This window comes from Stenotrophomonas sp. TWI1183 (assembly GCF_039673115.1).
Classification (GTDB): domain Bacteria; phylum Pseudomonadota; class Gammaproteobacteria; order Xanthomonadales; family Xanthomonadaceae; genus Stenotrophomonas; species Stenotrophomonas maltophilia_AA.
The window spans coordinates 29,335-43,046 of the sequence record NZ_JBDJKZ010000004.1 but is presented as its reverse complement, the minus strand read 5'-3'; the positions used below and the strand labels follow the sequence as shown (position 1 = coordinate 43,046).

The window sequence follows — 13,712 nt, the reverse complement described above, 5'->3', positions numbered from 1 at the left end:
TCAATACTCTCGACGGCCCGATTACAGCAGCTTGCTGGATGCGATCTGCATCGCCAGCTTCGCGATCGAGGGCTCCATCAGGTCGGTCAGCGGCTTGGGGTACAGGCCCAGGGCAAGGGTGCCCACGGCGAATACACCCAACACCAGCCACTCGCGACCGTTGATGTCCTTCAGTTCGGCGACATGGGCATTGGCCACTTCACCGAAGAACACGCGCTTGTACAGCCACAGCGTATACGCCGCGGTGATCACCAGGGTGCTCGCCGCGCCGAGTGCCAGCCACGGATTGCGCTGGAAGCTGGCCATGATGATCATGAACTCACCGACGAAACCGCTGGTACCCGGCAGGCCGGCATTGGCCATGAAGAACAGCATGGCGAAGGTGGCGAACCAGGGCATCACGTTCACCACGCCGCCGTAATCGGCGATGCGGCGGCTGTGCATGCGGTCGTAGAGCACGCCGACGCAGGAGAACATCGCGCCGGACACGAAGCCGTGCGAGACCATCTGCACCATCGCACCCTGCAGACCCAGGCGGGCCGCGTCCGGGTTGCCGGCGTCACGCACCAGCCACATGGCGATGAAGGTACCCAGGGTCACGAAGCCCATGTGCGCGATCGACGAATAGGCGATCAGCTTCTTCATGTCGTCCTGCACCAGGGCGACCAGGCCGACGTAGATCACCGCCACCAGCGACAGCGCGATCACCAGCCAGGCCCACTCGTGCGAGGCGTCCGGCACGATCGGCAGGTTGAAGCGCAGGAAGCCGTAGCCACCGATCTTCAGGGCGATTGCCGCCAGGATCACCGAACCGGCGGTCGGCGCTTCCACGTGGGCGTCCGGCAGCCAGGTGTGGACCGGGAACATCGGCACCTTGACCGCGAAGGCGATCAGGAAGGCGAAGAAGATCCACGTCTGTTCCTTGCCCGACAGCTGCAGCTGGTACAGGTCGGCCAGCTGGAAGCTGCCGCCCTTCAGGTACAGGTAGATCAGGGCCACCAGCATCAGCACCGAGCCGAGGAAGGTGTACAGGAAGAACTTCAACGCGGCGTAGATGCGACGCGGGCCGCCCCAGACACCGATGATCAGGAACATCGGGATCAGCATCGCTTCGAAGAACACGTAGAACAGCATCGCGTCCGTCGCCGAGAAGATACCGACGGTGACGCCTTCCAGGATCAGGAAGGCGGCCACGTACTGGTTCACGCGCTTGTCGATCGCGCTCCAGGCACCGATCAGGGCCAGCACCGAGACCAGGGTGGTCAGCAGGATCAGCGCGATCGCGATGCCGTCGACGCCGAGGTTGTAGCCGATGTCGTAGGCGGGGATCCAGGCGCGGGTCTCGACGAACTGCAGCGCGTCGATTCCCGTGTCATAGCCGCTGAGCAGCGACAGGCTGGCCACGAAGGTCAGCACCGCGACGCCCAGGGACGCCCACCGGGCGGTTTGGGCATCCCGGATGGCAAGGATCAATGCACCGCCGATGATCGGCAGCCAGATGAGAACACTAAGTAGGGGCCAGTTCGACACGTCTTCTTATTCCGTACAGGTCATCAACGCAGGTAATGCATCAGGACGCCCAGGAGGGCAATCAGGCCGATGATCATCGCGAAGGCGTAGTGATAGAGGAAACCGGATTGGGTGCGACGCAGCAGGTTGGCCGCCAGATCGATCAGGCGCGCCGAACCGTTGACCACCACACCATCGACCACATTCGTGTCGATCGCGCGCGAAACCTTGCCGAGCTTGATACCGCCGCCGGCGAAACCGCCGATCCAGAGCTTGTCGAAGCCGTACTTGTTCTCCAGCACCGACACGATCGGCGCGAAGGTCTTGCGGGCCTTGCCGGCCAGCTCCGGCTTCCACAGGTAGAACAGCGCCGCCAGCAGGAAGCCTGCCAAGGTCAGCCATACCGCAGGGCCCTTCATGGCGTGACCGACAAAGCCCAGCGGGCCATGGAACTCACCGGCCAGCGCACCGATGGTGTCTCGCGCCGGGACGTAGAAATCAACGATGCCGGTGAAGAACGAATGCACCTGTCCCGGGATCGCGTGCTCGGCGTGGGTGCCCTTCCAGTCGGTGCCGTACAGCATCGGGCCGATGCTGAAGTAACCGATGAAGATCGAGGGAATCGCCAGCAGGATCAGCGGCAGGGTGACCACCCACGAGGTTTCATGCGGTTCATGCGGGCCGTGACCATGGCCGTGGTCGTCATGATGCGCGTCGCCGTGGTGAGCGTCGGCAGCATGTGCATCGGCGCCATGCGCGTCGGCATGATGATCATCATGGCCATGCGCGTGGTCGTCATGCGCATCGCGGAAGCGCTCCTTGCCATGGAAGGTCAGGAACAGCAGGCGGAAGCTGTAGAAGCTGGTCACGATCACGCCACCGAGCACCGCCCAGTAGCCATAGGTGGCCACCCAGTTGGAGGAAATCTCGGCGTGGTGCTTGGCAGCCTCGATGATGGTGTCCTTCGAGTAGAAGCCGGAGAAGAACGGCGTACCGACCAGGGCCAGCGTACCGATCCACATGGTGACGAAGGTGATCGGCATGTACTTGCGCAGGCCGCCCATCTTCCGCATGTCCTGCTCGTGGTGCATGGCGATGATCACCGAGCCCGCGCCGAGGAACAGCAGCGCCTTGAAGAAGGCGTGGGTCATCAGGTGGAACACGGCCGCCGAGTACGCGGACACGCCCAGGGCGACGGTCATGTAACCCAGCTGGGACAGCGTGGAGTACGCGACGACGCGCTTGATGTCGTTCTGCACGATGCCGATCAGGCCAGTGAAGAACGCGGTGGTGGCACCGATGAACAGCACGAAGTTCAGCGCGGTCTGCGACAGCTCGAACAGCGGCGACATGCGGGTGACCATGAAGATGCCCGCGGTGACCATGGTCGCCGCGTGGATCAGCGCCGAGATCGGGGTCGGGCCTTCCATCGAGTCCGGCAGCCAGACGTGCAGCGGCACCTGGGCCGACTTGCCCATCGCACCAATGAACAGGCAGATGCAGATCACGGTGGCGACCGACCAGATCACCGGCTCGCTCATCACCGGGATGGAGGTCCCGAACAGGTCGATCGTGCCCGACCAGATCTGGATCACCGCATCCGGGTGGCCCAGCACCTGGGCATTGGCGAACACGGTGGCGTAATCGAGGGTGCCGAACACCCACAACACGCCGGCGATGCCGAGGATGAAGCCGAAGTCACCGACACGGTTGACCAGGAAGGCCTTCATGTTGGCGAAGATGGCGGTCGGGCGCTTGAACCAGAAGCCGATCAGCAGGTACGAGACGAGGCCCACCGCTTCCCAGCCGAAGAACAGCTGCAGGAAGTTGTTGCTCATCACCAGGGTGAGCATCGAGAAGGTGAACAGCGAGATGTAGCTGAAGAACCGCTGGTAGCCCGGGTCATCCTGCATGTAGCCGATGGTGTACACGTGCACCAGGAAGGACACGAAGGTCACCACGACCATCATCATCGCGGTCAGCTTGTCGACCATGAAGCCGACGTGCGCCGAGTACTGGCCCACTTCGAAGAACGTATAGATGTTCTGGTTGAACGGCTGGGCGCCGCCCCACAGCAGCATGTACAGCACGTAGCTGGACAGCACGCAGCTGACCGCCACGCCGAGGATGGTGACCGCCTGCGCGCCAGCGCGACCGACCTGACGACCGAACAGGCCGGCGATGATGCTGCCGAACAGCGGTGCGAGCACCACTGCGATCAACAGACTCTTGGAGAGAGTGATTTCCATCTACGGATCAGCCCTTCAGCGAATCGACTTCGCCGACATTGATGGTGCGGCGAGTACGGAACAGGGTTACCAGGATCGCGAGGCCGATGGCGGCCTCGGCCGCGGCCACGGTCAGAATGAAGAAGACGAACAGCTGTCCGGCCGTATCACCCATCTCACGCGAGAACCCGACGAAATTGATGTTGACCGACAGCAGCATCAACTCGATGGACATCAACAGCACGATGATGTTCTTGCGGTTGAGGAAGATGCCGGCGAGGCTGATGCAGAACAGCACCGCGCCCAGCGCCAGAATGTGGCCAAGAGTGATCATGGCTGCGCCTCCTCGTTGCTGGACGGCTTGATGTTGGTGTGCACGACCGGCTTCTCGACGTCCATCTTGACCACGCGCAGGCGATCGTGTGCCTTCACCATGGTCTGCTCGGACGGGTTCTGGGTCTTCAGGCCGGTGCGGCGACGCAGGGTCAGCATCACGGCAGCAACCACGGCCACGGTCAGGATGACGGCGGCGAACTCGAACGGCAGCAGGTATTCGGTGAACAGGCTGCGGGCCAGCCAGGTGATGTTGGAGGTGTCGGCCGCCAGCGCGGCAGCGTTGTCGGCCGGGAACGGATTGACCGCCCTGCCCTTCACGCCGATCAGCACCAGCATCTGCACGAGCATCGTCACCGCCACCACCAGGCCGAGCGGCAGGTAACGCACCCAGCCCTCACGCAGGTTGGAGGGATCGATGTCCAGCATCATCACCACGAACAGGAACAGCACCATGACCGCGCCGACGTAGACCAGCACCAGCGCGACACCGAGGAACTCGGCGCCGACCAGGATCCAGATGCAGGCCACGGAGAAGAAGGTCAGGATCAGGCACAACACGGCATAGACCGGATTGCGCACGCTGATCACCGCCGCGGCGGAAATGCCCGCCACGATGGAGAAGACCCAGAAACTGATATTTACCCAATCCATCATTCGACCTCAGCGGAAAGCGGCATCGGCGGCGCGACGCTCGGCGATCTCGGCTTCAAGCCGATCACCGATGGCCAGCAGCTGCGGCTTGGTAACGATGTTCTCGCCACGGTTCTCGAAGTGGTACTCGAGAATGTGGGTCTCGACGATCGAGTCCACCGGGCAGCTTTCTTCACAGAAGCCGCAGAAGATGCACTTGAACAGATCGATGTCGTAACGGGTGGTACGGCGGGTGCCGTCCTCGCGCTTGGCCGAATCGATGGTGATCGCCAGCGCCGGGCACACCGCTTCGCACAATTTGCATGCGATGCAGCGTTCCTCGCCGTTGGGGTAGCGGCGAAGTGCATGCAGACCGCGGAAACGCGGCGACTGCGGGAACTTCTCCATCGGGTACATCATCGTGTACTTCGGCTTGAAGGCGTACTTCAGGGTCAGCCACAGACCACCGAGCAGCTCAAGGAGCAGCAGGCTTTTGAAGTAATGGGTAATTCGGTTCATCGCTTAGACGCCCTTCTGGATCACGCCGTAAAACACCATCAACGCCGTCACTGCAATCCAGAAGATGGTGAGCGGGATGAAGACCTTCCAGCCCAGACGCATGATCTGGTCGTAACGGAAGCGCGGGAAGCTGGCACGGAACCAGATGTAGGAGCTGGCGAAGAAGAAGACCTTCAGCAGCAGCCACGGCCAGCCGCCCTTCCAGATCCAGTCGATCCACGGCGAGATGTCTGCCGTGATCCAGCCCTGGAGCGGGCTCAGCCAACCACCGAGGAAGAAGATCGAGATCAGGAAGCTGATCAGGATCATGTTCGCGTATTCGGCCAGGAAGAACAGCGCGAACGCACCACCGGAGTATTCGACCATGTGGCCGGCAACGATTTCCGATTCACCTTCCACGACGTCGAACGGCGCGCGGTTGGTTTCGGCGACACCGGACACCCAGTACACGATGAAGAGCGGGAACAGCGGCAGCAGGAACCAGTCAAACAGACCGGAGTTGCCCGCCTGCGCCATCACGATGCTGCTCAGGTTGAGGCTGCCCGAGGCGATCATGACGCCGACCAGGGCAAAGCCCATCGCGATTTCGTAGCTGATCATCTGCGCCGAGGCGCGCATGGCACCGAGGAACGCGTACTTCGAGTTGGAGGCCCAACCCGCCAGGATGATGCCGTACACGCCCAGCGAGGTCATCGCCAGCAGGTACAGCAGGCCGGCGTTGGCGTTGGACAGCACGATCTGCGCGTCGAAGGGAATCACCGACCAGGCCGCGAAGGCCGGGCCCAGCGTGATCAGCGGCGCCAGGATGAACATCGCCTTGTGCGAGCTGCTGGGCTGGATGATTTCCTTGAACAGCAGCTTGAAGACGTCGGCGAAGGCCTGGAAGATGCCCATGCCGACATACATCGGACCATGACGCACGTGCATCCAGCCGATCAGCTTGCGCTCCCAGACCACGTAGAAGGCCACCGAGATGATCACCGGCATGGCGATCACCAGGATCTTCAGGATGATCCAGAGCAGCGCACCGATGTCGCCCAGTGACAGCAGCCACTGGTGCAGCGGGTCGACCGCGTTCAACAGCAATTCGTTCATGCAGCCACCACCGTTACGCGTGCGGCACCCAGCGGTGCGGTTGCACCGTGGCCCGATTCAATCCAGACCGACCCTGCGGCAACGCGGGCGTCGACCACCACCGGCAAGGTGGCACGGCCGGCATCGGTGCCGACCTTGGCCATCTGGCCTTCCACCAACTGCAGGCGGGCGGCGTCGTCGGCGTTGAGCACGATGCGCGGGGCGTTGTTGAGCGGATGCGACTGCAGCGCCTGGGCGCGACGGACCACCGCATCGGTGCGGTAGATCGCGGCGGTCGAGGTCACTTCCAGGCCCTCGCCCGCTACCGGCGTTGCCGCCGAGGACGAGACGTTGACGCTGACCGGGGCCAGGCTGGCGCGCAGGCCGGCCAGGTCGGTGAACTCGAAACCGGCCAGCGACATCTCGCCGCCCAGTGCACGCAGCACGCGCCAGCCTTCACGCGCCTCGCCCGGCAGCTTGCCGCCGGCACGGGCCGACTGCTCGCGACCATCGAGGTTGGTCAGGGTGGCATCCACTTCCGGCAGTGCGCCGATCGGCAGGATCACGTCGGCGACGTCGCGGGTCGAGGCACAGGCGAACTGGCTGAAAGCCACCACCTGGGCACCGGCCAGCGCCTTGCGGGCAGCAGCGGCGTCGGCGAAGTCCAGGCCCGGCTCGATGCCGTAGATGACATAGGCCTTGCGCGGCTGGGCCAGCATGGCGTTGACGTCCTTGCCGGCCGGCAGCACGCCGGCGCGGGTCAGGCCCACGGCATTGGCGCCCTGCGGGATGCGGCACAGCTTGGCACCGGTCGCGGCGGCGAAATCACGCGCAGCGGCGCGGATCGCGGCGGCCTGCGGGTGGTTTTCGGCGATGCCACCGATGATCAGCACGGCGTTGCTCGCGCCCTTCACGGCGTCACGCAGCTCGGCGTTGCCCAGTGCGTCGATGAAGGCCGACGGGGCGACGATCTGCTTGCTGGCCAGCTTGAAAGCGAAATCGAAGTCCACCGGATTGACGGCGTGGATCTTCGCGTTGCGCGTGGTCTGCGCCTTGCGCAGGCGGGCGTGCAGCAACGGCAGCTCGTGGCGGATGTTGCTGCCGAGCACGACGATGCTGTCCGCGCCTTCGATCTCAGCCAGCGGCAGGCCGAACACTTCGGCGGTGGCGGCGTCGGAGAAATCGCGGTTGTTGATGCGGTGATCGATGTTCGTGGTGCCCAGGCCGGTCGCGAGACGGGCCAGCAGTGCGCCCTCCTCGTTCGAGGCCGACGGGTGCACCAGCACGCCGAGGTCGTCACCCTGGTGGGCGGCGAAGATGTCCTTGGCGGCGGCCAGGCCTTCCGCCCAGCTCACTTCCTTCCACTCGCCATTGACCTTGCGCAGCGGCTTGACCGCACGGTCTTCGCTGTACAGGCCCTGGTGCGAATAGCGGTCGCGATCGGACAGCCAGCATTCGTTGACCGACTCGTTGTCGCGCGGCACCACGCGCAGCACTTCGCCGCGACGCACGTGCAGGAACAGGTTCGAGCCCATCGCGTCGTGGTAGCCCAGCGATTCGCGCGCGGTCAGTTCCCACGGACGGGCGCGGAACTGGAACACCTTGTTGGTCAGCGCGCCGACCGGGCAGACGTCGACGACGTTGCCGGACAGCTCGGTGGTCAACGGCTTGCCGTCATAGGTGCCGATCTGCAGGTTCTCACCGCGGTACATGCCACCCAGTTCATAGGTACCGGCAACGTCGGCGGTGAAGCGGACGCAGCGGGTGCACTGGATGCAGCGGGTCATTTCGGTGGCGACCAGCGGACCGATGTCCTCGTCGGGCACCACCCGCTTGCGCTCGTTGAAGCGGCTGACCGAACGGCCATAGCCCAGCGAAACGTCCTGCAGCTCGCACTCGCCGCCCTGATCGCAGATCGGGCAGTCCAGCGGATGGTTGATCAGCAGGAATTCCATCACCGAGCGCTGGAACTTCAGCGCCTTTTCACTGCGGGTGGCGACCTTCATGCCATCCATGACCGGCGTGGCGCAGGCCGGCGCCGGCTTGGGCGACTTTTCCACGTCGACCAGGCACATGCGGCAGTTGGCGGCGATCGGCAGCTTCTCGTGGTAGCAGAAGCGCGGGATCGGAATGCCGGCCTTGTCGGCGGCCTGGATGATCATCGAGCCCTTGGGCACGACCAGGGACTGGCCGTCGATTTCGACGGTCACATGATCCGGTGGCACGCTCGGGTTTACGGGTTGCGCGCTCATGCGGCGGCTGCCTCCACCTTCTTGCCGTCAACCATCGAATGACCGTTGACGATGTAGTACTCGAATTCGTCCCAGAACTGGCGCAGGAAGCCCTGGATGGGCCATGCCGCCGCTTCACCGAACGCACAGATGGTGTGGCCTTCAATCTGGCCGGCCACCGTCTTCAACTGATGCAGGTCTTCCATCGTGGCCTTGCCGGCGACGATGCGCTCCAGCACGCGGTGCATCCAGCCGGTGCCTTCACGGCACGGGGTGCACTGCCCACAGGATTCCTTGTGGAAGAACTGCGAGATGCGGCAGGCGAACTTGACGCAGCAGACGCTGTCATCCAGCACCACGATGGCGCCCGAGCCCAGACCGGTGCCCAGGGCACGCAGGGTGTCGTAGTCCATCTGCAGGCCCTTGAGCTCTTCGGCCTTCAGCACCGGCATCGAGACGCCGCCCGGGACCGCGCCCTTGAGCGTGCGGCCCGGCTTCAGGCCACCGGCCATTTCCAGCAGGTCGTCGAAGGTGGTGCCCAGCGGCACTTCGAAGTTGCCGCCCTTCTGCACGCAACCGGAGACCGAGAAAATCTTCGGACCGCCGTTCTTGGTCAGGCTCAGGCCTGCGAACCATTCCGGGCCGTTGCGGATGATCGCCGGCACCGAGGCATAGGTCTCGGTGTTGTTGATCGTCGACGGCTTGCCGTACAGGCCGAAGTTGGCCGGGAACGGCGGCTTGTAGCGCGGCTGGCCTTTCTTGCCTTCCAGCGACTCCATCAGCGCGGTTTCTTCGCCGCAGATGTAGGCGCCGGCGCCCAGCGCACCGTAGATATCGATGTCCACGCCGCTGCCGAGGATGTCCTTGCCCAGCCAGCCGTTCGCGTACGCGTCGGCCAGGGCCTGCTCGAAGTTCTCGAACGGCTCGTGGTGGAACTCGCCACGCAGGTAGTTGTAGCCCACGGTCGAGCCGGTGGCGTAGCAGGCGATCGCCATGCCTTCCACGACCGAATGCGGGTTGTAACGCAGGATGTCGCGGTCCTTGCAGGTCCCCGGCTCGGATTCATCCGAGTTGCACAGGATGTACTTCTGCATGGTGCCCTTGGGCATGAAGGACCACTTCAGGCCGGTCGGGAAGCCCGCGCCGCCACGGCCGCGCAGGTTGGACTGCTTGACCATCTCGATGACCTGCTCCGGCGAGATCTTCTCTTCGAGGATCTTGCGCAGGGCGGCATAGCCACCGGTCTTGAGGTAGCTCTCATACGACCACGGAGTGTCGTAATGCAGGGTGGTGTAGACCACCTGGTGCGGCAACGGTGCGGGACCGACCGGACCACTGGGTGCGTGATGATGTGCCATGTCTTACTCCAACCCGTCCAGCAGCTCGTCGACTTTCTCGACGGTCAGGCGCTCGTGGTAATGGCCGTTGATGACCATCATCGGCGCACCGGCGCAACCGGCCAGGCATTCTTCTTCGCGCTTGAGGTAGATGCGGCCATCGGCGGTGGACTGACCGGTCTTGCAGCCGAGCTTCTTCTCGGCGTGCGCGACCAGGTCTTCGGCACCGTTCAACCAGCAGCTGATGTTGGTGCAGAAGGCGACATTGTGGCGGCCGACCTTCTCCAGTTCGAACATCGAGTAGAAGCTGGCGACCTCGTAGGCCCACACCGGCGGCAGATCCAGGTACTTGGCGACGCCGGCGATCAGCTCGTCGGTCAGCCAGCCTGCGTTCTGTTCCTGTGCGGCGTGCAGGCCCTGCAGGACAGCCGAACGCTTGCGATCCGGCGGGAACTTGGCCAGCCAGTGATCGATGTGCGCACGGGTCTTGTCATTCAAGACCACCATCGGGTCGACGTCGCGCGCCGCCTCGAAATTACCTGTCGCCTTCATCGGCCGACCTCAGCGAATACGAAATCGTTAAAAACCAGAACCTGCAGCGCCGGCAGCAGCCGGCGGGTGTCAGGCATCGTGCAGGCGGATGCGATCACCGGTCCACCTCACCGAACACCAGATCGTAGGTGCCGATCATGGCCACCACGTCGGCGAGCATGTGCCCGCGCACGATCGAGTCGATCGAGGACAGATGGGCGAAGCCCGGCGCGCGCAGGTGCACGCGGAACGGCTTGTTGGCACCATCGGACATCAGGTAGCAGCCGAACTCGCCCTTGGGCGCTTCGACGGCGGCGTAGGTTTCGCCGGCCGGGACGCAGTAGCCTTCACTGAACAGTTTGAAGTGATGGATCAGCGCTTCCATGTCGTCCTTCATGTCTTCGCGGCTGGGCGGCGCGACCTTGAAGTTCTTGACCATGACCGGGCCCGGGTTGGCCTTGAGCCAGGTGACGCACTGCTTGATGATGCGGTTGGATTCGCGCATCTCGGCCACGCGGCACAGGTAACGGTCGTAGCAGTCACCCTCCTTGCCGAGCGGGATGTCGAACTCGACCGCGTCGTACTTGGCATACGGCTGCTTCTTGCGCAGATCCCAGGCAACGCCCGAGCCGCGCAGCATCACGCCGGTCATGCCCCACGCATGGGCCAGTTCCGGGGTGACCACGCCGATGCCGACCGTACGCTGCTTCCAGATACGGTTGTCGGTGAGCAGGGTTTCGTATTCGTCGACGCGCTTGGGGAACTCGACGGTGAAGTTCTCCAGGAAGTCCAGCAGCGAACCTTCGCGCGAGGCGTTGAGGCTCTTCAGGGCCTTGCCCTTGTGCCAGCGCGATTCCTTGTACTTCGGCATGTGGTCCGGCAGGTCGCGGTAGACGCCGCCCGGACGGTAATACGCCGCGTGCATGCGCGCGCCGGAGACCGCTTCGTAGCAGTCCATCAGCTCTTCGCGTTCGCGGAAGGCGTACAGCATGACCGCCATCGCGCCCAGATCGAGCGCGTTGGAACCCAGCCACATCAGGTGATTCAGGATGCGGGTGATTTCGTCGAACATGGTGCGGATGTACTGCGCACGCTCCGGCGCCTCGATTCCCATCAGGGTCTCGATCGCGCGCACGTAGGCGTGCTCGTTGCACATCATCGACACGTAATCCAGGCGGTCCATGTAGCCGATCGACTGGTTGAACGGCTTGGACTCGGCCAGCTTTTCGGTACCCCGGTGCAGCAGGCCCACGTGCGGGTCGGCACGCATGATGGTTTCGCCGTCCATTTCCAGGATCAGGCGCAGCACACCGTGCGCGGCCGGATGCTGGGGACCGAAGTTCATGGTGTAGTTGCGGATTTCCTGGCGCAGTTCGGCCGGGTTGCTCGCAAAGGCCTGGTGGGCCTGGGTGAATTCGCTCACTTGCTTGCCTCCGACTGCGCGGATTCACCGGCAGCGGTCTGGAAACGGGCGTCGTCACGGATGACACGCGGCACGCCGACGCGCGGCTCGACCGAGGTCACCGGCTCGTAGATCACGCGCTGCTTCTCTTCGTCGTAACGCACTTCAACGTTGCCGATCAGCGGGAAATCCTTGCGGAACGGATGCCCGACGAAACCGTAGTCGGTCAGGATCCGGCGCAGGTCCGGGTGGCCTTCGAAGATCACGCCGAACAGATCGAACGCTTCGCGCTCGAACCAGTTCAGGCCCGGCCAGATGTTGGTCAACGACGCGACCACCGGCAGTTCCTCGTTCGGCGCAAAGCAACGGATGCGCATCGTGAGGTTGTGCTGGTAGGAACGCAGCTGGGTGACCACGGCGAAACGCTGCAGCGGGATCGGCTGCGGCTGGGCGCCATCGCTGGTTTCGCGGGTGGGGAATTCACCCCAGGCGAAACGACCGACGGACTTGCCCTCGACGCCACGGCTGAAGCCCTGGGACGACACATCGGCCGTATCCCATTCGTCGCTGCCATAGCCGAGGTAATCCAGGCCGCACAGGTCAACCGCCTGCTCGAAACCGAATTCGTCGCGCAGCGCCAGAGCGGTGGCATGCCAGTCAGCGGCGGGCACTTCCAGCGTCACTTCGCCGCGGGGTTCGACCACGAAGACCTGCGCACCTGCGAAACGTGCGGAAAGTCGGTCGATGAAGGAAGGTGCTTGCTCTGCCATGGGGGCTTGGCGTGCTCTTGTCAGGAGGGATGTCAGCGGGCGATGGTCTGCGTACGCCAGATCTTCTTCTGCAATTGCAGGATCCCGTACACCAGCGCTTCGGCGGTAGGTGGGCAGCCGGGGACATAGATGTCCACCGGCACGACGCGGTCACAGCCACGCACCACTGCATACGAGTAGTGGTAGTAGCCGCCACCGTTGGCGCAGCTGCCCATCGAGATGACCCACTTCGGGTCCGGCATCTGGTCATAGACCTTGCGCAGGGCCGGAGCCATCTTGTTGACCAGGGTGCCGGCCACGATCATCACATCGGACTGACGCGGCGACGGGCGGAACACCACACCGTAGCGGTCAAGGTCCAGGCGCGCCGCGCCGGCGTGCATCATTTCCACTGCGCAGCAGGCCAGACCAAAGGTCATCGGCCACATCGAACCGGTACGCGCCCAATTCAACAGCGCATCGACGCTGGTGGTCACGTAGCCCTTTTCGAGCAGGGGGTTGTCGCCTTCGGGGCGCAGGATGTCATCGACCCGCCCTTCCGGGACCGGGTTGTTCATCAGGCCGTCGAGCGTCTGAATTACTCCCATTCCAGCGCTCCCTTCTTCCAGACGTAAATGAAACCGAGGAAAAGCATGCCTACGAAGAGGCCCATCGTGACCAGCGAACGTGCGCCCAGTTCCATGAACACCTGGGTCCACGGCACGATGAAGATGATTTCCAGATCAAATACGATGAACTGAATCGCGATCAGGTAGTAGCGCACATCGAACTTCATGCGCGCGTCCTCGAAAGCCTCGAAGCCGCATTCGTACGGCGAGAGCTTTTTCAGATCAGGACGTCGGGGACCGAGGAATCGGCCAACCAGCATCAGCGCAACGCCGATACCAGTGGCAACGATCAGAAACAGCAGAGACGGCAAATATTCGGCCAGCACAGCGATTCTCTCTTGCCTCTGCCGCTGCGCCTGCAGGCGCTTTGGCATGGGGGAGTGGACGGATACCGCTACCTGGCGCTTTGCGCGCCAGACGAACCCGCTTACAAACAAATGGTGCCCAAGAGGGGACTCGAACCCCTACGACTCTCGTCGCTACCACCTCAAGGTAGTGCGTCTACCAATTCCGCCACCTGGGCTTACGATCGCACCG

Annotated in this window: 13 protein-coding genes and 1 tRNA gene; all 14 read right to left on the bottom strand. The window is 63.5% G+C overall.

The genetic code is table 11. The features are described from left to right. Positions 1–21: 21 nt before the first annotated feature. Entirely contained in the window at positions 22–1,530 is a 1,509-nt protein-coding gene (locus tag ABE434_RS05415; protein ID WP_019182687.1) for an NADH-quinone oxidoreductase subunit M, read from the bottom strand. Positions 1,531–1,553: 23 nt separating this feature from the next. Next, complete coding sequence (gene nuoL / locus ABE434_RS05410; protein WP_346478106.1) at positions 1,554–3,758, bottom strand: NADH-quinone oxidoreductase subunit L; 2,205 nt, start codon at positions 3,756–3,758, stop codon at positions 1,554–1,556. 7 nt (positions 3,759–3,765) lie between these two features. Next, positions 3,766–4,071 carry an NADH-quinone oxidoreductase subunit NuoK gene (gene nuoK / locus ABE434_RS05405; protein ID WP_019182685.1) on the bottom strand — a complete coding sequence of 102 codons (306 nt, stop codon included), beginning with the start codon at positions 4,069–4,071 and terminating at the stop codon, positions 3,766–3,768. Beyond that, positions 4,068–4,724 (bottom strand): NADH-quinone oxidoreductase subunit J, encoded by a 657-nt coding sequence (locus ABE434_RS05400; RefSeq protein WP_346478105.1) that lies wholly within the window; start codon positions 4,722–4,724, stop codon positions 4,068–4,070. Before ABE434_RS05400 ends, nuoK begins: the two co-directional genes overlap by 4 nt. Positions 4,725–4,733: 9 nt before the next feature. Continuing rightward, on the bottom strand, positions 4,734–5,222 hold the full coding sequence (gene nuoI / locus ABE434_RS05395) for an NADH-quinone oxidoreductase subunit NuoI (RefSeq protein WP_121038409.1): 489 nt from the start codon (positions 5,220–5,222) through the stop codon (positions 4,734–4,736). 3 nt (positions 5,223–5,225) lie between these two features. Beyond that, entirely contained in the window at positions 5,226–6,317 is a 1,092-nt protein-coding gene (gene nuoH / locus ABE434_RS05390; RefSeq protein ID WP_121038412.1) for an NADH-quinone oxidoreductase subunit NuoH, read from the bottom strand. Then, positions 6,314–8,548, bottom strand: a complete 2,235-nt coding sequence (gene nuoG / locus ABE434_RS05385) for an NADH-quinone oxidoreductase subunit NuoG (protein ID WP_346478104.1) — start codon at positions 8,546–8,548, stop codon at positions 6,314–6,316. The genes nuoH and nuoG overlap by 4 nt, the downstream gene beginning before the upstream one ends. Then, positions 8,545–9,885, bottom strand: coding sequence for an NADH-quinone oxidoreductase subunit NuoF (nuoF, locus tag ABE434_RS05380; protein WP_123730636.1), 1,341 nt, complete (start codon positions 9,883–9,885; stop codon positions 8,545–8,547). The genes nuoG and nuoF overlap by 4 nt, the downstream gene beginning before the upstream one ends. Positions 9,886–9,888: 3 nt before the next feature. Further along, a complete protein-coding gene (nuoE, locus tag ABE434_RS05375) occupies positions 9,889–10,416 on the bottom strand; it encodes an NADH-quinone oxidoreductase subunit NuoE (RefSeq protein WP_121038421.1) in 528 nt (175 codons plus the stop codon). 94 nt (positions 10,417–10,510) lie between these two features. Continuing rightward, positions 10,511–11,818, bottom strand: coding sequence for an NADH-quinone oxidoreductase subunit D (locus ABE434_RS05370; RefSeq protein ID WP_346478103.1), 1,308 nt, complete (start codon positions 11,816–11,818; stop codon positions 10,511–10,513). Beyond that, entirely contained in the window at positions 11,815–12,567 is a 753-nt protein-coding gene (locus ABE434_RS05365) for an NADH-quinone oxidoreductase subunit C (protein ID WP_346478102.1), read from the bottom strand. The genes ABE434_RS05370 and ABE434_RS05365 overlap by 4 nt, the downstream gene beginning before the upstream one ends. A gap of 32 nt (positions 12,568–12,599) precedes the next feature. Next, on the bottom strand, positions 12,600–13,154 hold the full coding sequence (locus ABE434_RS05360) for an NADH-quinone oxidoreductase subunit B (RefSeq protein WP_019182677.1): 555 nt from the start codon (positions 13,152–13,154) through the stop codon (positions 12,600–12,602). Then, on the bottom strand, positions 13,145–13,501 hold the full coding sequence (locus ABE434_RS05355) for an NADH-quinone oxidoreductase subunit A (RefSeq protein ID WP_026069699.1): 357 nt from the start codon (positions 13,499–13,501) through the stop codon (positions 13,145–13,147). Before ABE434_RS05355 ends, ABE434_RS05360 begins: the two co-directional genes overlap by 10 nt. 112 nt (positions 13,502–13,613) lie before the next feature. Continuing rightward, positions 13,614–13,698, bottom strand: a tRNA-Leu gene (locus ABE434_RS05350). Between the last annotated feature and the right edge of the window lie 14 nt (positions 13,699–13,712).